Here is a 23236-nt window from a genome sequence, read left to right as displayed (position 1 = left end):
ACCATCTCGAACAGCGTGTTCTCGGTCGCGAAGAATCTAATCGCGACCAGTGCCGGCGACTGGGGCAACGGAACGACACCCCCTGTCTCGTTTCCCCCTGCTTATTTGGCCGCCGGGAGCGACGTGAGAGCGTGCGACTCGTACAGGTGCTGGTGCCGACAGGGAAGCGAGAGACGGTCCTCCGAACGCTCGACGAGGAGGGCGTGGACTACGCCGTCTCTGACGAATCGTCGGGACGCGACTTCGTCGCCGTCGTCACCTTCCCAGTTCCGAAGGAAGCGGTCGAACCAGTCTTACAGCGATTACGGGATGCGGGCATCGAACGCGACGCCTACACCGTCGTCGTGAACGCCGAGACAGTGGCGTCGAAGCGGTTCGATGCACTGGTCGAGAAGTACGAGAACGACGAAGAGAACGGCGACAGAATCGCGCGTGAGGAGTTGGCGTCGAAGGCGGCGGACCTCGCTCCGTCCCTGCCCACGTACGTCGTCATGACGGCCATCTCGGCAATCGTCGCCACCGCCGGCTTGCTCCTCAACTCGCCCGCCGTCGTCGTCGGGTCGATGGTCATCGCGCCCCTCGTCGGTCCCGCGATGGCCGCGAGCGTCGGCACTGTCGTCGACGACGACGAGATGTTCGTCAGGGGGGTTCGGTTACAGGCGCTCGGCGGGGTGTTGGCCGTCGGTGCGGCCGCCCTGTTCGCCTTCTTGCTGAAGGAGACGGGTGCCGTCCCGCTGTCGGTCGGAGAGGTGCTGTCGATTCCCGAAGTCGACGAACGACTCGCGCCGGACATCCTCTCGCTGGCAATCGCGTTGGGTGCCGGTGCCGCAGGCGCAATCTCCCTCTCGTCTGGCGTCTCGACGGCACTCGTCGGCGTCATGATTGCTGCGGCGTTGGTCCCGCCGACGGCCGTCGTCGGTATCGGCCTCGCGTGGGGCGCACCCGAAGCAGTCGTCGGGTCGGCGATTCTCGTGTTGGTGAACATCCTCTCTGTCAACTTCGTCGCCATCGGTGTCCTCTGGAAACAGGGGTACCGGCCGGAGCGCTGGATTCGGCGGAGCGAGGCCCGGCGAACGACTATCATCCGTATCGCCGCCCTCGGGATGGGGTTGCTCGTCCTGTCGTCGTTCCTCGGAGCAGTGACGTACACGACGTACCGGAACGCCGGGTTCCAAACCGACGCACAGGAGGCCATCGAAGACGTGCTCGCAGACACCGACGCCCGCCTGTTGGCGTTAGACGTCAGATACGACAGTGGGCCACTACAGGAACCGGAAGCAGTCGTCGTCACCATCGGGCACGACCCGTGGACCGACCCACCTGACGTCCAGTCCGTCCTCACAGAACGGGTGAACGAAGTCGCACCCGACCCCCTCTCCCCGTGGGCGGCGGACGAAGTGCACGTGGAAGTCCGCTACGTCGCCGTCAGCGAGTAGCGACTCACAGCGTGCGCTTACTCGCAGTCTGAACCGGGCGGGTTCGATAGGTACAATCGTTCTTTGTCTCTTACGCGGATTGAATATCTCATCTGTCCTCTAGAGGGTATGAAACGACGCATCATCGCCCCACTCCTCATCGCAGGTCTCGTCTTGCTCGCCGGGTGTCTCTCTGCACCACTCCAGACGACGCTAGGAAGTTCAGATGGCACAGACGCGACGACCATCTCGACCACTGGAACTGGCGAAGTCACCGCCGAGTCTGACCTCGCCGTCGTCAATATCGCCGTGACTGCGACGGCCGACTCCGCTGACGAGGCCCGTGGCATGGTCGCCGACGACGTGGCCGCCGTTCGGACGGCCCTCACGGACGCCGGCATCGCCGAGGACGCAATCCAGAGCAGTGGGTTCCACATCTACCCCGAGTACAACTACGGCGGTGAGGAGCGCGAACTCGTCGGCTACCGCGCCGCCCACACGCTGACCGTCGAAGTTGCTCCTGACCGCGCCGGTGAGGTCATCGACCTGTCTGTCGGCGCGGGCGCAGACGAGATTCGCGGCGTGTTCTTCACGCTCACCGACGAGAAGCGCGCCGAACTCCGCAGCGAAGCCCTGACGAACGCCGTCGAGTCCGCAGAGGCTGACGCCAACACCGTCGCCGCCGCGGCCAACCTCGAAATCACGGGCGTCCACACCGCGAACGTCGGCGGTGGGTACTCCCCGAGACCGTACCCCGTCGCGTACGCTGAAGACGCCGCCCGCACCACCAGTGCCGGCGCACCGACCGAACTCACACCCGGTCCCGTGACCGTCTCCGCGACGGTTCAGATGGTCTACACGGCAGAATAAGACGAAAGTCCCCGATTCGGCCCTCCACCGCTCGCTCCACAGACCCGGAGCAGTACGTAGACCACTCACGTACGGTTCTACTATTTTCCCAGCCCGAGAACCACGAGTGACGCATTTCTCCATTCGTGTCATCAGAAAGTACTTATCGACTGTACTAGTCAGCCAAGACAGTGCGCCACTTTGCCCTCCTCTTGCTAACTGTCTCTGCACTGTTTCTCGGTGGCTGTGTCGGAAGCGGTGACGGCCTCACCCAGACACCAGCACAAACAGTGACCACTGAATCTCCGACGACTGCTCCCGTTTCGGAGACACCGACGACATCGACTCCTCCATCGACAACGACGTCGACGCTCTCCTCTGTCGGCGGTGGTCAAGTGAAACTCCGAGTGACGGTGGTCGAAACGATACCTGAGAACACGACAGTGGTGCAGTACAACACGTCGTCGCTACCGCCGGAGAACATCAAGTGGGCCATCGATTCCGCGCGTGCGTCTGACGACGGGTTCGAGTCAGTGTCCCTCTCGACGTCACAGGCATCCGACGTGCAGAAGGAACTCGATTCGTTCGCTTCCGATACCGAATCGTCTGGCTTCGGACACTACGTCCGGTATCAGAACGAGACGTTCCACCTCAGACTCATCCAACTCGAGTGAGGGTCTCGAAGCGACGAACGGTGAGAACCGAATTCGACGGAGAAAGTATCACGTTCCCGACTACTCGTTCCGCGACGGTGGGATGTCGGGGTCGAACCCGACGGCGTCCGCGGCGGCGGCGAGGACGGCGTCGACGTTCTCGCCCGTCTCGACACTCATGTACAGGTCGGCTTCCATGTCCGTCGAGCGGTCGCTCTTGTTACAGACAGTGAGGACTGGGATGTTCCGCTCTTCGAAGCGTGCCTTCACGGCGTCGCGGAGTTCGAGTTGTGACTCGATAGGGTAGCCACACTCTTCGCTCGCGTCGGCGACGAAGATGACGGCGTCCGCGAGGTGTTCGAGGGCACTGACGGCCTGCCGCTCGATGTCGTTTCGCTCGTCTTCCGGCCGGTCGAGGAGACCGGGCGTATCGATAATCTGGTACCGGATGCGGTCGCGGTCGAAGTGACCGATTTGGACGCCCTTCGTCGTGAACGGGTAGCGGGCAATCTCGTTCGACGCGCGGGTCACGTCGTTGACGAACGACGACTTCCCGACGTTCGGATAGCCGGCGACGACGATGGCTGGTTCGTCGGGGCGGATGTCCGGGAGGCCCTTCAGGGCGTCGCGTGCCTCGCCGATACGGAGCAGGTCGTCTTCGACTTCTTCGACGACGCTGGCCATGCGGGCGAACGCCTGCTTGCGGTGCTTGCGCGCGAGGTCGGCGTCCGTCTTGCGGAGTTTCGGCTGGTACTCACGGGCGAGGTTGTCGATTTGCCGCGATGCCCACATAATCTCGGAGAGACTCTTTCGAACCTCGTCGACGTCGACGATGGCGTCGGCGAGTTCGTAGTAGAAGGGGTCGACCAGTTCGAAGTCCGGCCACTCGACGACGACGTTCTCGAGGTTGTCCGAGAGGATGTTCGACGCCGTCTGGAGCATCGACTGCTGAGCCTCCAACTTGTTCTGCTTCGCTCGCCCCGCGCGTGCGGCCCGCGAAAAGGCCTTGTCGATGAGTTCGTCCGACCGGGGCGTGGTCGGGAGAGACTCGAAAATCATTGCACTCGGCTACAAGGCGGAGGCGTAAAAGCGCGTTTGTTTGGGTTTCGCCGCCTCGTGACGCGAATTAGCCGTGCAGGTCATCCGCACGGTTCTGCACCGTCGAAGACCCACGTCGGTGGCGAACTGGAGGCCCGAACCGCCACGAGGTTCTTACGTGATGACGCGGTACCTCGGTGTATGACTGACTGGAAGGCGGTCGGTGTCGGGTTCGTCATCATGCTCGTCGTCGGTGCTGGCGGCCTCACCGTTCCGATTGTCGGCCAAATCGGTGCTGGACTCATCGGCGGGTTCGCCACTGGCTACCTCGCCGGCGGGACCCTCGGGAACGGCGCGTGGAACGGCCTCGTCGCCGGGTCCATCTCCGGTATCGTCGTGAGTCTGTTCGCCGCATTCCTCGGTGGCCTCGTCGGACTCGCCGGTGGGCCACTCGGAAGTCTCTTCGGTGGCCTCGGGGTGTTCGTCCTCGGCATCGTCCTGACGCTTATCTTCGCCATCGACAGCGCACTGGCGGGGGCGCTCGGGGCGTGGGTGAAAGACTGAAGAACAGGGTGTCGACAGAGCCGTCGTCTACTCTCCGCGTTCGAGGTACTCTCGTTGCACCTCGACGACTTCCGTCGAGTCTGCACACTCGCTGTAGCGACGGAGCGGTTCTTCGTTGAGTTCGAGGAAGGTGTGACCCCAGCGGAACTTCGAGAGAATCTCTTCGGCCTGCGGTTTCTCGCCGAAGATGACGAGTGCGGCGGCTAGCGCTTCGACAGTCGTCAGTTGCATCGGGCGGCCGAAGTTGACCGGGTTGGCGGCGACGAGATACGGGAGTGCGCGGTGTTCGCCGGGGAGCGAGAACATCGCTTCCCCGGCCGACTCCCACGAGCAATCGAGCGCGACGAGTGCGCTGGTATCCTTGTCGGCGGGCGACAGTGCTTTGTCGGCGTGGGGGTTGAGGACGACTCCGTACGGCGTCGCCCGGTCCGACCCGTGGAGGGCCGCCATGTCGAACCGTTCGAGTTTCTTCGCCGTGCACTTCTTCGGGTCGTCGTCACCCTCGTATCGAACGTGCAGGTCCACACTCGGGGTACGTGGGTGTGCGAGAAAAGCGTCTCGAAGGCGACGTGAAGAAGCGTCCCTCGTGACCACGACAAATCCAGTTCCGGCGTCGGATTCTTCTGACTCGGACACGAAGGCAACCCGTGCACCCCGACGCGACGTATCTGGCGCGGCAGTATTACACGGCGGTAGACGAACACGGGTACGACGCACTCCGGGACCTCCTCGACCCGGACTTCGTCCAGCACCGAGGAGACATGACACTCGACGGGCGCGACGAGTTCGTCTCGTTCATGCGCGACGACCGACCGCGAACAGACACGACACACGTCATCGACCGGTACATCCAGTCGAAGTCAGACGACGAAATCGTCGTCCGAGGCCACCTCGAAGACAGTGCGGGGGACGAACTGTTCGTCTTCTTGGACCGCTTTCGCGCCCGTGACGGTAAGCTAGCGGAGTTGCGGACGTTCACGCGCTCGCCGAACTGAACTTCTCAACGACCGATTCTCCACCGGTCACCCGCCAACGCTGACGCTGGTCGATTCGTCACGACACCGTATCGAATTGCCGTCCAGTCGGAACGGTCGGCCACACAACTATCAGTGGTGCAACCAATATAGAAGAGATGCGCGAGAAGTTCACGAGACGAGCGTTCGTCGCCACCGCCGTGGCAGCGTCGCTCGCCGGGTGTGGCGGAACATCTCCCAGCACGAGCACCCGGGAGACTGCCACTGAAACGACGGGGACACCGAGACCACCGCGTGAACCGTCCCTTCGGCGTCTCGCGACGACCGTCACCGGTGCCGAGTTCACCGGTCTGTTCCTCAGCGATGACGGCCATTTCTTCTTCAACGTCCAGCACCCGGACCACGGGAACGACCCCCCGTTCGCCACGGGGGCAGTCGGCGTCGTCACGAAGTACGATATGAACTCCCTGCCGTTCGACTTCGAGAGCGTCCCGGTTCCTGACGACCCATCGAAGTCCGTCGAAACCGCCGTCGGCGAGTACAAAGTCCTCGCAAACGGCGGGGACGAGATTGGCGACGCGAGAGCGCTCGGTGTCCCCTTCTCGCCCGACGGCGAACCACTGACCACCGCAATCAACCCCGACTTCAACGGATTCGTCCCCGTGAGCGACACCGAGGGATACCTCTTCACCGACTGGGAGGACCACCCCGGAATGGTGTCGCGGTTACGCCTCGAAGACCCGTCGGGCGAACGCGACTGGGAAGTCGTCGACGGGATGAACCTCGACTTCGAAGCCGTCGAAGGAACGTGGTTCAACTGCTTCGGCACCGTCTCGCCGTGGGGGACACCGCTCTCCTCGGAGGAACTCATGTTCGCCGACACCCGCGAGTGGAACAATCCATCCTACGAGACGATAGACGACGTGGAGAACCTCGCGAAGTACCTCGGTTACTACCCGAACCCGTATCGCTACGGCTACATCGTCGAGATTACCGACCCGAAGGCGGACTCACCGACGCCGGTCAAACACTTCAGCATGGGTCGGTTCGCACACGAGAACGCCGTCGTGATGCCCGACGAGCGAACCGTCTATCTCACCGACGACGAGGTTGCGACAGCCTTCTTCAAATTTATCGCAGACGAACCGGGTGACCTCTCCGCCGGAACGCTCTTCGCCGCAAAGGTGTCGCAAGACGACAGCGAGGACGTCACGACCACTGGGTTCGACATCGAGTGGGTGCGACTCGCCCACGGGACGAACGACCAAATCGAGGCGTGGATTGCCGAGTACGACGGCATCACGCAAGACGACTACGCCGACGGCGAGAACTCCTACATCACCGACGGGGAGATTCAGGCGTGGGCCGACGGCGACGCCAGCGACGACAGAGTCGCGTTCCTCGAATCGCGAAAGGCCGCCGGTGCTCTGGGTGCCACTGTCGAGTTCCGGAAGATGGAGGGAATCAACGTCCGCGCGGGCGTGGAACCCGGCGAGTACGCCTACGTCGCGATGGCAGAGATAAACGAGGCGATGGTCGACGGGCGAGACCACATCGACCTCGAACAGAACGACTACGGGGCGGTCTATCGGATGCGCCTCGGCGACGATTACGACGTGAGTCGGATGGAACCGGCCCTCGTCGGTGGACCGACGGGCCTCGCGTGTGAGTCGTGTTCCACCGACGACGGCGACGACGCGCGCGTCCTCTCGAACCCGGACAATCTCGTCGTCATGCCCGACGGCCGGGTCATCGTCGGTGAAGACTCCGGTCTCCGGCAACCGAGTATGCTCTGGGTGTTCGACCCGGGAACCGGGTAACAACGTGCAGAAGCGGGAGAGCGAGAAGATGCGACGGCGACTCAGTCTTTCTTGCCAGCGCCGACTGCTGCCTCGCCGACGGGTTCGTGGCCTTCGATGACCTCGCGGCCACCCATGTAGGGTTGGAGCGCTTCCGGCACGTCGACGGTGCCGTCTTCGTTCTGGTAGTATTCGAGGAGTGCGACCATCACGCGGCCGACAGCGGTCCCCGACGCGTTGAGCGTGTGGAGGTACTCCGCCGACTCGTGTCGCTCGGGTCGGTAGCGCAGGCCTGCGCGGCGAGCCTGGAAGTCCTCGAAGTTCGAGGCCGACGAGACTTCGAGCCACCGGCCACCCATGCCGTCGGGACTGTCGTCCGACTCGGTGCCGGGTGCCCACACTTCGAGGTCGTACGTCTTCGCCGACGCGAACGTGAGGTCGCCGGTACAGAGCGAGAGCACGCGGTACGGGAGGCCGAGTCGCTCGAGGACCTCAGCCGCTTCGTCGACGAGGGCTTCGAGGCGGTCGTACGACTCGTCGGGTTCGACGAAGTTGACGAGTTCGACCTTGTTGAACTGGTGGACGCGAACGATGCCGCGAGTCTCGGTTCCGTGTTCACCCGCCTCCTGCCGGAAGTTCGGCGTGTACGCCTGGTGCTTCAGCGGCAGGTCGTCCTTCAGGAGGATTTCGTCGCGGTACATGTTCGTGACCGGCACCTCGGCGGTGGGACACAGCCACAGGTCGTCGTCCTCGTAGTCTTCGGTCTCCGACCCGCCGATTCGGTAGGCGTCCTCGGCGAACTTCGGCAGTTGACCGGTCCCCTCCATCGACGTGGTCTTGACCGGAATCGGTGGGAAGAGGTCCACGTACTCCTGTTCGCGGTGGACGTCCAGCATGAACTGGATAAGCGCGTGTTCGAGCATCGCGCCCTCTCCCTTGAGGAAGTAAAAGCCCGACCCGGTCGTCTTCGCGGCGCGTGCCTCGTCGATGATATCGAGTTGCTCGCCGAGTTCGTAGTGCGGCGTCACCTCGTCGGGGAGTTCGCGCAGGTCGTCGAATCCGACGCGTTGGACTTCCTCGTTGTCCGATTCGTCCGTCCCGAGCGGGACCGACTCGTTCGGAATGTTCGGCAGTTCGAGGAGCGCGTGGTCGAGTTCCGATTCGAGGTCCGCGCTACGCTCTTCGAGTTCTTGCAGTTCGGCTTTGAGTTCGCCCGAGCGCTCGATGGCTTCCTGAGCCTCCTCGTCTTTGCCTTCCTGTTTCAGGGTTCCAATCTTCTGGCTGACCTCGTTGCGCTCGTGTCGGAGATTGTCGCCTTCGGCTTTCAGCGAGCGCCACTCGTCGTACACGTCGAGGATGTGGTCGAGGTCCACGTCCTCCATGCCGCGTGCCTCGAGTGCATCGCGGATTCGCTCCGGTTCGTCGCGGAGCACTTGTCTGTCAATCATTGATTCGTGGTTCCCCGGCCGGCGGCAAAATCGTATCGCATCACAGAGTGCGTCGACGCCCCCGTGTGCGAGGAAAGAGCGTGTGAGAGGCCGTGTCGTGTGACCAACTACCAGAGGAACATCGGCCAGACGAACTGGAAGAGGAACCAGATGAGAGCCGTGAGGACACCCGTCATGACGAGGTTGAGGACGGTCCCAGCGCGCATCATGTGCGCCTGCTTCAGGTGACCGCTACCGAAGACGATAGCGTTCGGCGGCGTCGCAACCGGAAGCGCGAACGCGAAGGAGGCGGCGATTGCGCCGGACACGGCGAGGAAGACGGCGGCCGCAACGTCAGAGAGACCGAGCGTCGAGGCGAAGACGCCACCGATACCGATGAGGACTGGAACGACGATAGTCGCCGTCGCGGTGTTCGAGGTCATCTCCGTGAGGAAGATGACGAGCAGGACGACGGCACCGACGACGAGGACGATTGGTGCGCCCGTGAGCGACCCGAAGACGGCCTCGGCGAGCCACTTCGTCGCGCCCGTGGAGGCGAACGCGTCGGCCAGTGAGATGCCGCCACCGAAGAGGAGAATCGTCCCCCAGTCGATGTCGGCGAGTTCGTCCCACTCCATCGTGTCCGCGAGGACGAGCGCCGGAATCGAGAACATCCCGACCATCACGTAGTAGAGGAGGCCTTGGTGGCCTTCGACGCCGAGAAGAGTCATCCCGTCACCCGTCCCGAACAAGGTGTTGAACACGGGGTCCGAGAGGATACCTTCGAACATGATGTCGAGACCCCCGAGGACCCACAGACCGGCCGTGGCGGCGAAGATGTAGGCGACGCGACGCCCCCGTGGTGAGAGGGCACCCTCTTCTGCGAGGTACTCGCGCGCCTGTTCACGGGCACCCTCCACGTCGTCGATTTCTGGTGGGAAGAACCGGAACGTGAGGAGGTACCAGACGAGTGGGAGCGTGATTGCCACGATTGGGAGGCCGACGAGTAACCACTCTGCGAAACCGATGTCGTAGCCGAGCAACGCGTTGAGTTGCGTGGCGACGACGGCGTTCGGCGGCGTCCCGATGAGGGTGCCGACACCACCGACTGAGGCGGCGTACGCCGTCCCGAGGAGCGTCGCGACCTGCATGTTCGAGAACGCGTCTCTGTCGGCACCGGCCTCGTACACCTCTTCGCGGCCGAGTACCTGCGCGAGAACGCCCAGTGCGATAGGCGTCATCATGGCCGTCGTCGCAGTGTTCGACACCCACATCGACAGGAACGCCGTCGCGAGCATGATGGCGAGGATGAGTCGCCGTGGCGACGACCCCATGACTGCCATCAACCACAGGGCGATGCGGCGGTCGATGTTGTACTTCTGCAACGCGTTCGCGAGCATGAAGCCAGCGACGAACAGGAAGATGAGATGGTCGGCGAACCCCGCCAGTGCAGGGTCGATGTCGCCGTACACCCCGTAGGCGGTGAGCATCACCGGAATAGACAGGGCGGTCACCGCAAGTGGGAGTGCGCCGGTCACCCAGAGCGTTCCCGCAAATACCATGGTCGCCAATGCGTACTGTCCTCTCGTCGAAAGCCCCTCGAGAGACGGCCCGAACGCGAGTGCGAGCGACGCGACGAGTGCGAACGCGAACACTACTATTCTGCCGCGAGAGGTCTTCGTGAAGCCGCGTATCATTGATACACACTATTGCTAATGGTAATCATACTTAATTATTTTCGATGCGGTAGAGAAATGATAGTGCAGTGAACAGAATGTGGAGCGAACAGGTCGGCGGAGAGACGCCGACCGAACGCTTTTGCTCCCCCACGACGGCCGTCAACTATGGCCATTGGCGACGTCGAACCCGTGCCGAACAGCACGGACGTCTATTACGTCGATACAGGGATGTACGAAGTCGAGAAGTACGGGTCGGTGTTCCTCATCGACGCAGAGAAACCAGCGCTCATCGACACGGGCATCGCCGCGGACCGCGAACACGTCTTCGGGATGCTCGACGAAGTCGGCGTCGACGACCTCGAATACATCTTGCCGACACACGTCCACCTCGACCACGCCGGCGGTGCTGGGTATCTCGCCGAGCGATATCCCGACGCCACCGTCATGACGCACGAAATCGGTGCCCCACACCTCGTGGACCCGACGCGACTCGTCGAGGGCACGAAGGCTGCCGTCGAAGACCAGTGGCGCTTCTACGACGAACCACTCCCGATAGACGAAGACCGCGTGGAACCGCTCACCGACGGCGACGAGATCGACCTCGGCGACCGGACGCTCACCGTCTCCCACGCACCGGGCCACGCGCCGCATCAGGTCATGTTCCACGACGACGGCGACGACGTCCTGTTCGTCGGTGACGCGATGGGCATCTGGGAACCGAAGACAGAGACCCTCCGCCAGACTTCGCCACCGGCGCAGTTCCACCTCCAGAAGGCGCTCGACGACGTGCAAACGGTCGAAGAAATCGAGCCTGAGACGCTCTGTTTCGGCCACTTCGGCCCACACGAGTACACGAAAGCGTTCGCCGAGGAGTACAAGCGCGTCCTCGTGGAGTGGGTCGAAGCAATCCGCCAGAAGCGCGACGAACTCGGCGACGACGAGGCGGTCATCCAGCACTTCGTCGAACACACGCAGATGGACGAGGTGTGGGGCGTGCGGAAAGCCCACGACGAAGAGCGACTGAACACCCGCGGCGTCCTCGGGTACCTCGACTACGTCGGCGACGACGAGTAGACAAACCGGCGTCTCCGACGCCCTTCTTCGATACTGTGGACTTTCAACCGACTCAACGTGCATAGTTTTAAATGTTGAATCATTAGTAATAGGACATGGATTGGCGCGACGCAGAGGCGGCGTTCGATGACCCCGTCATCGGACGGACGACTCTCCCACGGATGTTCGAAGAGAGCGCGGCGCGCAACGCCTCGCGAATCGCACAACGCTACAAGGGAGGAGTCTACGACCGCTCCCTCGTCGACGCGGGCGTCGTGCCGGCGGCACCCAGCAGCGACTACGGGGAGTTGACCTACGAGACGATGCGCGACGTCGTCAGAAACCTCGCCGCAGGGTTCCGCGAACTCGGATTGGGGACAAACGACCGCGTCGGCATCTTGGCCCACACGCGGATGGAGTGGGCGCAGACGGACTTCGCAGTCCTCGGTGCCGGGTGCGTCGTCACGACCGTCTACACGTCGTCGTCGGAGCGTCAGGTGCAGTACCTCCTGTCCGACCCCGGCGCGAACGCCGTCGTCGTGGAGAACCAGGAACTCCTCGAACGCGTCCTCGCCGTCGAAGACGACCTCGACTTAGAGTTCGTCGTCGTCATCGACGAGTACGAAGGCTACGAGGACCGCGACGACATCCTGACACTCGGCGAACTCTACCGGCGCGGTGAGGAGGTCTTCGACGAAGCGACCTACGAATCGTGGCTCGACGAACGTGACCCCGACGACCTCGCGAGTCTCATCTACACCTCCGGGACGACGGGTCGGCCGAAGGGCGTCCAACTCACCCACTGGAACTTCCGGTCGAACGTCAACGAGGCCTATCGACGCTTCGGCCCGCGCTCGGACAAAGGTGACTTACCCGTCTTTGGCACCGACACGGTCGGACTCTCGTTCCTCCCGCTTGCACACGTCTTCGAACGGATGGCGGGCCACTTCTTGGTGTTCGCCGCGGGTGGGTCCGTCGCCTACGCAGAGAGTCCAGACACACTGCGCGAAGACTTCCAACTCGTTCGACCGACGAGCGCGACGAGTGTCCCGCGAGTGTACGAGAAACTCTACGACGCGATTCGAACGCAAGCCAGTGAGTCACCCGTCAAGAAGCGTATCTTCGAGTGGGCCGTCGAAGTCGGCCAAGACTACCACACGACCGACGCCCCCGGATTCGGACTCACACTGAAACACCGCATCGCCGACCGACTCGTCTTCGAGCAAGTACGCGAGGCACTCGGCGGCAACCTCGACTTCTTCATCAGTGGTGGCGGCAGTCTCTCGGCGGAACTCTGTGCGCTCTACCACGCCATGGGCCTGCCCATCTACGAGGGATACGGCCTCACGGAGACGTCGCCCGTCATCACGGTCAACCCACCCGAAGAACCGAAAATCGGCACCATCGGTTACCCCCTCCAAGACGTCGAAGTAAAACTCGACAAGAGCGTCGTCGGCGACCAACTCGGTGCCGCAGGCGGCGACGTCGGTGAACTCCTCGTGCGCGGCCCGAACGTCACGAGCGGATACTGGAACCTCCCCGAAGAGACTGAGGCGGCCTTCGTCGAAGACGACGACGGAAATCGCTGGTTCCGTACCGGTGACATCGTCGAACTCCGCCCCGACGGTTACATCACGTTCCGCGAACGCGCCAAACAGATTCTCGTCCTCTCGACGGGCAAGAACGTCGCCCCCGGACCCATCGAAGACGCTTTCGCGTCGTCGTCTGTCGTCGAACAGTGCATGGTCCTCGGCGATGGCCACCGCTTCATCTCCGCGCTCATCGTCCCGAGTTTCGACGGTCTGCGGAAGTGGGCCGACGCGGAGGGAATCGACCTGCCAGAGGACCCGAAGGCCATCTGCCGCGACGACCGGGTCGAAGCGCGAATCCAGCGAGAGGTGGACGAGGCGAACGAGAACTTCGAGTCGTACGAGAAGATCAAACAGTTCCGCATCGTCCCCGAAGAGTTCTCCGAGGACAACGACCTGATGACGCCGACGATGAAGAAGAAACGGCGGAACATCTTGGACCGCTACGCCGACGAGGTGTCGCTCATCTACGAGGAAGCAGACCACCGGACCGAAGAGCGACACGGGAGCGACCATCCCGCGACACAGTAGAATCTGACAGACTAAACTTTTCTAAGAGATATCTGCACGAACGTTCCGGCAAAACCGCGGAAATGCCACCCGAGATGTATGGTTTTATCTTCCGTCGACACATGGACCGAATCAATGGAGGCGATATAGGTGGCCGCAGCAGGAGGAGCGAATCTCATCCCGCTCGTCGCCGCAATCATCGGCATCGGCGTTGTCTCGCAGGTGCTCTCGGACCGATTCAGAGTCCCGAGTGTCGTATTTCTCATCGCGTCCGGGATACTCCTCGGGCCGGAGGTCCTCGGTATCATCTCTCCCGACTCGTTCGGGAACGCACTGCAAGCAATCGTCGGACTCTCGGTCGCAATCATCGTGTTCGAAGGGGCGTTCCACATTCGGATCGACAAACTCCGGGAGGCACCGGCGGCGACGTTCCGTCTCGTCACCATCGGCGCGGCGATATCGTTCGTCGGGACGGGACTCGTCGTCCACTACGCGCTCGGCGCGCCGTGGGCGGTGTCGTTCCTCGTCGGTGCACTGCTCGTCGCAACCGGTCCGACGGTCATCGCACCAATCCTCGAAGTCGTCCCGGTTCGGGACCGCGTCGGGGCAGCACTCGAAACCGAAGGTATCGTCAACGACGTGACGGCCGCAATCGTCGCCGTCGTCATCTTCGAGGCGATTCTCGAAGGGGTCAGCAGTCCTAACGCACTCGTGACGCTGTTCGCCGAGCGACTCGGCGTCGGCGTCGTGGTCGGTGCAATCGTCGCAGGGACACTGTACTACGCGCTCCAGTACGTGGACCTGTCACCCGGAAACGCCCCACAGAACGCCCGTCTACTCGTCCTCGCAGGGGCGCTCGTGTCCTACGCGGCGGCAGACTTCGTCGCCACCGAAGCAGGCATCGCCGCCGTCGCGACTGCCGGCATCCTCCTCGGGAACGCCGAGGTCCCCTACGAGAAGGAGATTTCGGCGTTCAAGGGTGACATCACCCTACTCGTCCTTTCGTTCGTCTTCATCGCCCTCGCGGCGTTGCTCGACTTCGAGAGCCTCCTCGCACTCGGCATCGGCGGCCTGGCAATTGTGGCAGCCGTCGCCCTCGTCATCCGTCCGCTTCTCGTGTTCGTCTCGGCGAGGGGCGACCGCTTCACCAGAAGCGAGAAGCTCTTCATGAGCTTCGTCGGCCCGCGCGGTATCATCCCGGCGTCTGTCGCGACACTGTTCGCCATCGCGTTCCGCGAGGAAGCGACACGACTCGCCGCCGAAGGGATGACCCAGCAGGCCGCCGTCCTGAACGAGAGCGCCTCGATTCTCGTCGGGACCGTCTTTCTCGTCATCCTCACGACCGTCCTCTTCGAGGCCGGTCTCGCTCGTCAAATAGCAGAATACCTCGACGTCATTCCAATGCGTGTACTCGTAATCGGAGGCGGAAAAGTGGGCCGTGCGCTCGCCGAACGCCTCGAAGACCGTGGAGAGAACGTGGTCCTCATCGAACAGGACCAGGAAGTAGTCCAGACCGCCCGAAACCTCGGGTTCACCGTGCATCACGGCGACGGCGCCGACACGGATGTCCTCCGGTCGGCCGGCGCAGGCAACGCCAAAGTCGTCGTCGCCGCCACCGGGGACGACGACGTGAACCTGCTCGTCTCGCAGCTCGCCAACTCGAAGTTCGAGCCCGAGAACGTCCTCGCGCGGGCGAACAACCCGGACAACGTGGAGGCGTTCGAAGAACTCGGCGTCCGGACCATCTCGTCGACCATCGCCACCGCACAGGCGCTCGACAACTACATCGAGCGGCCGACGATGTCCAACTGGATGGGCGAAATCGGCCGCTCTGGCGACGTACAGGAGGTCGAAGTCACCGCCGAGAACCTCGTCGGGCGAACCATCCGCGAAGTCGGTCCCGAACTCCCGAGCGGCTGTCTCGTCGCACTCGTCTCTCGCAACGGCGACACGAACGTCCCCGACGCGGACTTCACGTTGCAGGAGGGCGACCGTATCACCATCATCGGCGGACGCGACGCCGTCCGCGACGCAGAGCGACTCGTCCATCCGGAGTAACCGCGACGCTCGCGGATTCGAAGTGGGTTACGACCGAGTTCAGCACCGAACTCAGCGTCGGGCCCACCGCAAGAAGACGGCCCAGTATCCCACCGTAAGCGCGACGAGAACGTACCACGCGGGCGCTCCGAGGTCGGGTCTCGGAACGAATCCCACCGAGACGGCACCCGCGGCAGCGAGCACCGTCACCACCCCCGTCAGTACAGTCGTCGAGAGATTCATCGGTGGAGTATTGTTCGCCTCTCCAGTATGAACGTGACGAAAGGCGCATGTACGTTCATGATAATTAATCGTCCTACGCGAGTGTGACAGCCAGAAGACACGACTGCGGGAGTGTCCCCAACACTAACGATTATTCGATTGGTTCTCGAAGGACGACTATGCGACACACGGAGGGCCCACTCTGTTCGGTCGACCTCGGGGCGCGGACGACCGACACGAGCGATATCGACCACGTCCTCGAATCGTACATCGGCGGCCGGGGCGTCGCCACGAAACTGGTCCACGACCGCGTTCCGTTCGACGCCGACCCACTCGGGGACGAGAACCGTCTCGTCCTCGCCGCAGGACCGATGCAACAGTCGCGGATGAGTTTCACCGGCCGGGTGAACTTGACCGGCGTCTCGCCGCTGACGAACGGCCTCGTCTCGTCGAACGCTGGCGGGTTCCTCTCACGACATCTCGTGGGGACGGGTTACAGCGCCATCGAGTTCACCGGCGAGGCGGACGAACTGCTCGCGGTCCACGTCCGCCCCGACGGCGTCGAGTTCGAACCGGTTCCCGACCTCGAACAGGCGGAGATTCCCGCAGTCACCGAGTACGCGGAATCGGAGTGGGGACTGGACGCAGAACAACTCGTCTGTATCGGGCCGGCCGGCGAGAACCTCGTTCGGTTCGCGTCGGTGATGACGACCGAATCGCGCGCGTTCGGTCGCGGCGGACTGGGCGCGGTCATGGGCGCGAAGAATCTCAAAGTCGTCACGTTCGCGGGCGACGCGGCACCCGACGTGGAACTCGAGTTCCCGAGCGAGGCGATGGACGTCCACCGCAACGCCGCCACCTCGGACCACACGATGAAGCGACAGGGGACTACCGCCGGCACCGACTACGCGAACGCCGTGGAGGCACTCCCGACGCGCTACTTCTCCGAACGTGAGTTCGAAGGCGTCGAGGGTATCAACGGGGACGCCGTGGAGTCGAAGAAGTACAAGAAAGGGACCTGTTCGCAGTGTGCCTTCGCCTGCAAACTTCCGACGCGGGACGAGGAATCCGGCGTCGAGACCGAAGGACCGGAGTTCGAGACGGTGATGGCGTTCGGGTCGAACTGCGGGGTCGACGACGTCGTCGACGTGATGAAGTCCAACGAGATATGCGACCGTCTCGGCATAGACACCATCTCGGCCGGCGACACCATCGCCGCGTACCTGATGGCCGAAGACGAGTTCGGAAACGTCGACCTCATCCACGAACTCGCCGAGCAAATCGGCTACCGCGAGGGTGTCGGGGACCTGCTCGCCGAGGGGACACATCGTGTCCACGACGAACTCGGCGTCCACGACTGGACGGTCAAAGGGATGGAGTTCCCGGGCCACGACGGTCGTCACCTCCACGGACAGGGCCTCTCGTTCGCCACTTCGAACCGCGGTGCAGACCACATGTACGCCTCGTTCTACGCTATCGAGTACCCCTACGTGGACAAGTCGAAGGCGATGGAACCCCACGGCCTCGACGGCAAGCCCCAGCGACTCGTCGAGAAGGAGAACCACAACGCCGTCCTCGACAGCGGCGTCGTCTGCAAGTTCTCCCGCGACTTCATCGACGAGGAGACGCTCGGCGTCCTGTTCGACACCGACTACGACCACCTCCAAGAAGTCGGTGAGCGCATCGTCACGCTCGAACGCCACTTCAACAACCAGCGCGGGTTCGACCGGAGCGACGACACACTCCCGTTCGATATCCCCGGATTCCCACACGCGCTCTCAAATTACTACGAGATTCGCGGATGGAGCGAGGACGGTGTGGTGCCGGAGTCGGCAGTCGATGGCGTGGGCGGGGCCGCGCCGGCGGACGACTGAGCCCAGCAGGCATACCGGTCGTCGTGGCGGACATATGATATGAGCCGCCGGCGAGACCTCGAGTCGGTCGGACTCGCCCTGCCCACGCTCTTTGTCGGTGGGTGTCTGGCAGTCGGCGAAAACCCGCCCCTAACGTGCTGATTCGGGCCGCGGGTCGGACGTCGAGTCGGTTCCGTTGACGGAAAGGATAGGGCCGTTCACTGCCAGAACGGGGCGACGTAACTGCGCGAGCAGTCGAAGACCGAGAGTGCGTCGCCTACATCCGCAAAACGATACCGAATATATTAGGCAACGAGCTCAATCTGTTTCTGCCCCTGCTTTTCAAAGCCGGGGTGCCTCTGACAGTAAACACCGGCCCTCGACCGACCGGGTTGCCCGGCCCAGTCGGGTCGTTTTCGTGGTCGAATCGTCCGCCTCCCTGGTTGTACCAACCTGGTGGGGGAGCGCGGACGACCCTCTGACCACGGTACCGCGCTTTTTCTGCGACACTGCGCCTTTATTGAGTCCACACACAGACGTCACACGGCACGCTGTCTTCGTGGGCGGTGACGGACGAACGTCCGTGAAACGAAGTGCGTCTCGCGGGAGCCGAAACGCTGTTTAGTGCGATTTTATCGACTGAACTCGATTGCGGCCCCTTGCCCAAATCCGACGCAGAGTGCGGCGAGTCCGCGGTCCACGTCACGCTTCTGCATCTCGTGGATGAGCGTCACGGGCAAGCGAGCGCCGGAGGCACCGAGTGGGTGGCCGAGGGCGATTGCGCCGCCGTTGACGTTGAGTTTGTCCTCGTCGATGCCGAGTTCGCGGCGGGAGTATTCGCACTGACTGGCGAACGCCTCGTTGATTTCCACGAGGTCGTAGTCCTCGATGTCGCTGCCGGCGCGTTCGAGGAGGCCACGAGTGGCCGGAACCGGACCGATACCCATGACCGTCGGGTCGACGCCGGCGACGTTGTTCGTGCCGACGGAGGCGAGTACGTCGAGGCCGTGTTCATCGGCGAACTCACGGGAGGTCACGAGGACGGCGGCGGCACCGTCGGTAATCTGCGAGGAGTTGCCGGCGGTGACAGACCCAGTGCCGGAGAACGCCGGTGGGAGGCCACCGAGGACTTCCATGGAGGTGTCGGGGCGAATCCCCTCGTCTTCGGTGACGACGCCGTCGTCTGTCTCGATGGGGACGATTTCGTCGTCGAAGCGTCCGGTTTCGGTCGCTTCGGCGGCGCGTTGGTGACTGCGGAGGGCGAACTCGTCTTGGGCCTCGCGGGAGACGTCGTACTCTTCGGCGACCTTCTCGGCGGTCATCCCCATCTGGAGTTGGAAGATGTTGTACTGTTCACCGAGTTCGGGGTGGAGGTGCTCGTAGGAGTCGCCGTCCATCGGGATGCGCGACATGCTCTCGACACCGCCGGCGATGATGCACTCGCGGTTGCCGGCGGCGATGGCGTCCGACGCGGAGATGATAGACTGCATCGACGAGGCACACCAGCGGTTGATGCTCGTCGCGGGCGTCCCCTCGCCGAGGTCCGAGAGAAGGGCGATGACGCGGGCGACGTTGTTGTCCTGTTCGGTGCGTTGCTGGGCGACGCCCCACATCAGGTCTTCCACGTCGTCGGCGTCGACGTCGTGTTCGTCGAGGATGTGGTCGATGAGGGGAATCGAGAGGTCTTCACTTCGGACGTCCTCGAAGACGCCGCCGGCTTTCCCGAACGGAGTGCGATACGCGGCAGCAATGACTGGTTCTGGCATGCCACATCATCAGAGTTCGAACACCATAAATAGTTTAGAACCAACAACTCGTCGTCAAGAGTTTTTTCGGGCGACTGTCTGGAGGTCACCGCCCCCCAGAACGACGGAATCGGACCGCACACTGCTTGAAGTTCGGTTCGTTCGACACCGGGTCGACAGCGGGCGTCGTCAGGGTGTTGGTCAGCGGATGGTGGATGGGAAGCCACACGAGTCCCTTCGGAACCGCGTCGTCGGGGGCGAGCGTCACGCGGACGGACGCGCGGCGCGACTCGATACTCGTAGTCCGGCCGTGGTCCGCATCGACGACAGCGCCGCGGTACGTCTCGATGGTTTCGGGGTTCACACGAGCAACCGGTCTCGCAGAAGCGTCATCACTCACAGCAGTGTCGCCACCGCGTGAGCGAACGCCGGTGTTGTAGGCGTCGGTCTCACGGCCTGTGGTGAGCGTCAGCGGGAAGTCCTCACCAGTCGGTTCGGGGAGTGGGTCACCATCGAGGGTGCTGAATCGGGCCTTTCCTGACGGTGTCGGAAACGACCACGACGCTGGGTCCGACCCGCCGTCGTATCGGTAGCCTGCACTGGTGTCCGGTTCGGGTGCTGGCCATCGGACTGCCTGTTCCCGGTCGAGTCGAGCGTACGAGAGACCGCTGCAATCGGCGTTCGTGCCCGCCGTGAGCGCGACGAATTCGTCGAACACCGCGGCCGGGTCCGCGGGAGAGTCGGGAAGGAGTCCGGGAGCGACCTGCGAGGCCACGTCGGCGACGATATCGAGGTCAGAGCGAGCGTCCGCGGGTGGGTCGATTGCCGGGCGAACCCGCGACACTCGCCGTTCCATGTTCACCGTCGTTCCCTCCGTCTCGCCCCACGTCGCGGCGGGAAAGACCACGTCCGCGAGTTCGACGGTCTCAGACCGGAACGCGTCCTGCGCGACGAGGAACGCGTCTTCGAGGTGTTCGATGGCCGTCGTCGCGTCAGGGAACCCAGCGACAGGGTTCGTCGCGACGGTCCAGACGACCGACGGCGACGAGTCGAGGACGCCGACGGGGCCGGGTCCGGCGTCGTCGGGGAGGCGAGAGACTGGAACGCTCCACGCGTCTGCAACCGCCTGTCGGTGGCCGGGATGGTCGAACGGTCGGTGGCCGGGCCACGTGCCTTTCGAGGAACAGACGCGCGTCCCCATCGAATTCGCCTGTCCGGTAAGCGAGAACGGTCCCGACCCCGGACCGAGATTTCCAGAGGCGAGACAGAGGTCGATGAGTGCACCCGCCGTCGCAGTACCGCGGATGCTCTGGTTGACGCCCATCCCCCAGTAGACGAGCGTCGGGTCGTCGAAGGCCGCGGCGAGCATCTCGACCGTTTCGAGCGAGACACCCGCGTCGGCAGCGGCGTCAGCGACGCTCGGAAGGTCGGCGACAACCTCGTCGAACCCTGTGGTGGCAGCGTCGACGAACGACTCGTCGATGCGGCCGGTGTCGACGAGGTGTGCGAGTACGGCGCGGGCGAGTTCGAGGTCACGACCAGGCGCGACGGCGACGTGTTCGTCCGCCGCGGTGGCCGTCTTCGTCTCGACGGGGTCCACGACAATCAGTCGGCCATCGACGGCTGATTGCCGAATCCACTGGAACAAGACGGGGTGTGCGACTGCCGGATTCGCCCCCCAGACGAGGTGCGTCTCGGCCGCCGGGATGTCGTCGTAAGTCGGCGGCGGCGCGTCGCTTCCGAACGCCCGATAGTAGGCCGCGACGGCACTCGCCATACAGAGCGTCGTATTCGCGTCGTAGTTTCGTGTCCCGATACCGGCGCGGGCCAATTTTCCGAGTGCGTAGGCCGCTTCGTTCGTCTGTTGGCCACTCCCCAGTATCGCAACGTCGTCGGGGTCGGTCGCCATCGCACTTCGGATGGCCTCGCTCGCCTTCGACACCGCCGTCGACCACGAAGTCGGCACGAGTTCGCCGTCTTCTCTGACGAGGGGTCGTGTGAGTCGTTCACCGCGTGGGTTCGCTGTCTCGTGGATGCCACGGCGACACGCCGCACCCCGTGAGACCGGATTCGACGGGTCGCCACGGACCGTCTTGGACCCGTCCCCACCGCCGCCGACGACGTGAACGAGTCCGCACCCGACGGCACACCGCATGCACGTCGTCGGAACCTCGGCGGGCGAATTCGCGGTTGTCGAGTCTCCAGCCTCTTCGGAACTGCTGTCTCTCCGACGCGGGTCCCCAGATTCGTCAGTCATCGTGTGGTCGTCCGTTCCGCTTCCGTGGAGTCAGTGGGGTCAGCAGTCCTATAAGGACTATTCATCCGAATCCCGAACAGACGGCTACCTCACGTCGAGAGCGTCACTCCGACGCTCTTATGCGTCTCGGCCGGCAATTCTCCGCGGATGAGTGAACGGGCGCTCGAGGTTGTCGAATTTCTGCTGACGGCCCACCTTTACACCGACGACCGGACGCTTGACGAGAACGACCTTCCCCCGCGATACCGACGCGTCTTCTGGGCAGACGCTGACGACGAGGACGACTCGTCGACGGGCGGCATCGAGCGACCGCTCGTGGTAACCGACACCATCGCGCGGAAGGCGACAGGAGTCGAACACCCATGGGACGCGATTTCGGACCTCATGTTCACCCAACGTGAGGACTTCTCCGGCCGCCTCTCACTGACGCAACCCGAGATGGCGCTGGAGTGGTTCGTCAAACGCGCCGACTACGAGATGTTGGTGACGAACCCGACGATTGCGAAAGCGGTCGAAGACCGTGACGACGTGGACGTGACCCACGCCGAGGCACGGGAACAGACGCGACCAATCCACGCCGACCGAGTGTGGATTGACAGCCTCCTCGACGAGTACTTCGACGACGAAGACGACGCCGAGATGCTGGACCTCGTGCAGGTTCGCGCACCCGAGGAAATCGAGATGACGCTCGATGACCTCGTGCTCACGACGGACCAAGAGGGCGAGATACACAAACTCATGAAGGCCATCGAACACCGCGAGTACCTCGCGCAGATTGGCCTCCGTGAGATTGGGAAGATTCTCTTCGTCGGTCCGCCGGGAACCGGGAAGACGACTGTCTCGCGAGCACTCGCACACGAACTCGGCCTGCCGTTCGTCGAGGTCAAACTCTCGATGATTACGAGTCAGTACCTCGGTGAGACGGCCAAGAACGTCGAGAAGACCTTCGAAGTCGCAAAGCGACTCTCGCCGTGTATCCTCTTCATTGACGAGTTCGACTCGGTCGCCAAGACGCGCCGGTCGGACGAACACGCTGCGCTCAAGCGCGCCGTCAACACGCTCTTGAAGAGCATCGACGACATCTCGCTGATTCGCGACGAGGTCATCCTCATCGGCGCGACGAACCACCCCGACCAACTCGACTCCGCCGCGTGGCGGCGCTTCGACGAAATCGTCAACTTCCCCAAACCGGACCGTGGCATGCGCTCGGACATCCTGCGCGTCATCACGAACCGGATGCAAATCGACGAGTTCGACCCCGACGCCATCGCCGACGTGACCGAAGGGCTCACCGGGTCTGACCTCCGTCTCGTGCTCCGTGAGGCAGTCCTCGAAGCCCTCACCGAAGAGCGGATGGAACTCACGCAAGACGACCTCTTAGAGGCCGTCGCCGACTTCGAAGAGCGTGACAACCTGAAGAACCTCGACATGATGTCGGACTCCTCGGAACTGGTCGCCGGGTCGGGCGATGGACACGACCACAGTCACGACGACCACGACCACGACCACGGTCACGCCGACGAACACGAAGGCGAGACGCAGAAAGACGCCGGCGCGGCGCAGTAAGTATCT

General features: G+C 63.3%; 18 protein-coding genes. 11 read left to right on the top strand and 7 right to left on the bottom strand.

Annotated features, from left to right (window positions below):
- The first annotated feature begins 131 nt into the window (after positions 1-131).
- The 3 genes from GJR96_RS06690 (at position 132) to GJR96_RS06680 (ending at position 2938) form a co-directional block, all read left to right on the top strand.
- On the top strand, positions 132-1436 hold the full coding sequence (locus GJR96_RS06690; RefSeq protein ID WP_151162224.1) for a TIGR00341 family protein: 1305 nt from the start codon (positions 132-134) through the stop codon (positions 1434-1436).
- A 108-nt stretch (positions 1437-1544) separates the two neighbouring features.
- The gene (locus GJR96_RS06685) at positions 1545-2285 is read left to right on the top strand and encodes an SIMPL domain-containing protein (RefSeq protein WP_151162223.1); all 741 of its coding nucleotides are present in this window, start codon (positions 1545-1547) and stop codon (positions 2283-2285) included.
- Positions 2286-2455: 170 nt separating this feature from the next.
- Entirely contained in the window at positions 2456-2938 is a 483-nt protein-coding gene (locus GJR96_RS06680) for a hypothetical protein (protein ID WP_151162222.1), read from the top strand.
- 60 nt (positions 2939-2998) lie between these two features.
- Here the strand turns inward: GJR96_RS06680 and GJR96_RS06675 are convergent, their stop codons facing one another.
- Entirely contained in the window at positions 2999-3976 is a 978-nt protein-coding gene (locus tag GJR96_RS06675; RefSeq protein WP_151162221.1) for an NOG1 family protein, read from the bottom strand.
- A 180-nt stretch (positions 3977-4156) separates the two neighbouring features.
- Between GJR96_RS06675 and GJR96_RS06670 the strand changes: the two genes are divergently transcribed.
- Entirely contained in the window at positions 4157-4519 is a 363-nt protein-coding gene (locus GJR96_RS06670) for a DUF5518 domain-containing protein (protein ID WP_151162220.1), read from the top strand.
- A gap of 27 nt (positions 4520-4546) precedes the next feature.
- Here GJR96_RS06670 and GJR96_RS06665 read toward each other — a convergent pair whose 3' ends face one another.
- On the bottom strand, positions 4547-5044 hold the full coding sequence (locus GJR96_RS06665) for a DUF367 family protein (RefSeq protein WP_151162219.1): 498 nt from the start codon (positions 5042-5044) through the stop codon (positions 4547-4549).
- A gap of 122 nt (positions 5045-5166) precedes the next feature.
- Here GJR96_RS06665 and GJR96_RS06660 point away from each other — a divergent pair, with 122 nt between their 5' ends.
- Both GJR96_RS06660 and GJR96_RS06655 read left to right on the top strand, forming a co-directional pair.
- Complete coding sequence (locus GJR96_RS06660; protein ID WP_151162218.1) at positions 5167-5514, top strand: nuclear transport factor 2 family protein; 348 nt, start codon at positions 5167-5169, stop codon at positions 5512-5514.
- Positions 5515-5651: 137 nt separating this feature from the next.
- Positions 5652-7313, top strand: a complete 1662-nt coding sequence (locus GJR96_RS06655) for a PhoX family protein (RefSeq protein WP_151162217.1) — start codon at positions 5652-5654, stop codon at positions 7311-7313.
- 41 nt (positions 7314-7354) lie between these two features.
- On the opposite strand, the gene serS is transcribed toward GJR96_RS06655, so the two are convergent.
- Positions 7355-8740 (bottom strand): serine--tRNA ligase, encoded by a 1386-nt coding sequence (serS, locus tag GJR96_RS06650; protein WP_151162216.1) that lies wholly within the window; start codon positions 8738-8740, stop codon positions 7355-7357.
- Between the two features lie 107 nt (positions 8741-8847).
- Complete coding sequence (locus GJR96_RS06645; protein ID WP_151162215.1) at positions 8848-10416, bottom strand: SLC13 family permease; 1569 nt, start codon at positions 10414-10416, stop codon at positions 8848-8850.
- 147 nt (positions 10417-10563) lie between these two features.
- Between GJR96_RS06645 and GJR96_RS06640 the strand changes: the two genes are divergently transcribed.
- The 3 genes from GJR96_RS06640 to GJR96_RS06630 all read left to right on the top strand — a co-directional run bounded on the left by GJR96_RS06640 (position 10564) and on the right by GJR96_RS06630 (position 15608).
- On the top strand, positions 10564-11472 hold the full coding sequence (locus GJR96_RS06640; RefSeq protein ID WP_151162214.1) for an MBL fold metallo-hydrolase: 909 nt from the start codon (positions 10564-10566) through the stop codon (positions 11470-11472).
- Between the two features lie 95 nt (positions 11473-11567).
- Complete coding sequence (locus GJR96_RS06635) at positions 11568-13571, top strand: AMP-dependent synthetase/ligase (RefSeq protein WP_151162213.1); 2004 nt, start codon at positions 11568-11570, stop codon at positions 13569-13571.
- Between the two features lie 129 nt (positions 13572-13700).
- The gene (locus tag GJR96_RS06630) at positions 13701-15608 is read left to right on the top strand and encodes a cation:proton antiporter domain-containing protein (RefSeq protein ID WP_151162212.1); all 1908 of its coding nucleotides are present in this window, start codon (positions 13701-13703) and stop codon (positions 15606-15608) included.
- Positions 15609-15659: 51 nt separating this feature from the next.
- On the opposite strand, the gene GJR96_RS18070 is transcribed toward GJR96_RS06630, so the two are convergent.
- Positions 15660-15830 carry a hypothetical protein gene (locus GJR96_RS18070; RefSeq protein ID WP_191965818.1) on the bottom strand — a complete coding sequence of 57 codons (171 nt, stop codon included), beginning with the start codon at positions 15828-15830 and terminating at the stop codon, positions 15660-15662.
- Between the two features lie 158 nt (positions 15831-15988).
- On the opposite strand from GJR96_RS18070, the gene GJR96_RS06625 reads away from it, so the two are divergent.
- The gene (locus GJR96_RS06625) at positions 15989-17683 is read left to right on the top strand and encodes an aldehyde ferredoxin oxidoreductase family protein (protein ID WP_151162211.1); all 1695 of its coding nucleotides are present in this window, start codon (positions 15989-15991) and stop codon (positions 17681-17683) included.
- 611 nt (positions 17684-18294) lie between these two features.
- Here the strand turns inward: GJR96_RS06625 and GJR96_RS06620 are convergent.
- Positions 18295-19428 carry a thiolase family protein gene (locus tag GJR96_RS06620; RefSeq protein WP_058570945.1) on the bottom strand — a complete coding sequence of 378 codons (1134 nt, stop codon included), beginning with the start codon at positions 19426-19428 and terminating at the stop codon, positions 18295-18297.
- Positions 19429-19513: 85 nt separating this feature from the next.
- Positions 19514-21664, bottom strand: a complete 2151-nt coding sequence (gene nasA / locus GJR96_RS06615) for an assimilatory nitrate reductase NasA (RefSeq protein WP_151162210.1) — start codon at positions 21662-21664, stop codon at positions 19514-19516.
- A 147-nt stretch (positions 21665-21811) separates the two neighbouring features.
- Between nasA and GJR96_RS06610 the strand changes: the two genes are divergently transcribed.
- Positions 21812-23230 carry an ATP-binding protein gene (locus GJR96_RS06610; RefSeq protein ID WP_151162209.1) on the top strand — a complete coding sequence of 473 codons (1419 nt, stop codon included), beginning with the start codon at positions 21812-21814 and terminating at the stop codon, positions 23228-23230.
- Positions 23231-23236 lie beyond the last annotated feature (6 nt).

It is taken from the genome of Haloferax litoreum (genome assembly GCF_009674605.1).
GTDB classification, from domain to species: Archaea; Halobacteriota; Halobacteria; order Halobacteriales; family Haloferacaceae; genus Haloferax; species Haloferax litoreum.
Note: the sequence above shows the minus strand (reverse complement) of the source record. Positions and strands in the feature narration are given on the sequence as shown.

Bases quoted from the DNA above. Each gene is read 5' to 3' on its own strand.
- GJR96_RS06655 (WP_151162217.1), top strand. From the start codon at position 5,652: ATGCGCGAGAAGTTCACGAGACGAGCGTTCGTCGCCACCGCCGTGGCA.
- GJR96_RS06670 (WP_151162220.1), top strand. From the start codon at position 4,157: ATGACTGACTGGAAGGCGGTCGGTGTCGGGTTCGTCATCATGCTCGTC.
- GJR96_RS06625 (WP_151162211.1), top strand. From the start codon at position 15,989: ATGCGACACACGGAGGGCCCACTCTGTTCGGTCGACCTCGGGGCGCGG.
- GJR96_RS06645 (WP_151162215.1), bottom strand. From the start codon at position 10,416: ATGATACGCGGCTTCACGAAGACCTCTCGCGGCAGAATAGTAGTGTTC.
- GJR96_RS06640 (WP_151162214.1), top strand. From the start codon at position 10,564: ATGGCCATTGGCGACGTCGAACCCGTGCCGAACAGCACGGACGTCTAT.
- GJR96_RS06675 (WP_151162221.1), bottom strand. From the start codon at position 3,976: ATGATTTTCGAGTCTCTCCCGACCACGCCCCGGTCGGACGAACTCATC.
- GJR96_RS06610 (WP_151162209.1), top strand. From the start codon at position 21,812: ATGAGTGAACGGGCGCTCGAGGTTGTCGAATTTCTGCTGACGGCCCAC.
- GJR96_RS06620 (WP_058570945.1), bottom strand. From the start codon at position 19,428: ATGCCAGAACCAGTCATTGCTGCCGCGTATCGCACTCCGTTCGGGAAA.
- nasA (WP_151162210.1), bottom strand. From the start codon at position 21,664: ATGACTGACGAATCTGGGGACCCGCGTCGGAGAGACAGCAGTTCCGAA.
- GJR96_RS06685 (WP_151162223.1), top strand. From the start codon at position 1,545: ATGAAACGACGCATCATCGCCCCACTCCTCATCGCAGGTCTCGTCTTG.
- serS (WP_151162216.1), bottom strand. From the start codon at position 8,740: ATGATTGACAGACAAGTGCTCCGCGACGAACCGGAGCGAATCCGCGAT.
- GJR96_RS06635 (WP_151162213.1), top strand. From the start codon at position 11,568: ATGGATTGGCGCGACGCAGAGGCGGCGTTCGATGACCCCGTCATCGGA.
- GJR96_RS18070 (WP_191965818.1), bottom strand. From the start codon at position 15,830: ATGAATCTCTCGACGACTGTACTGACGGGGGTGGTGACGGTGCTCGCT.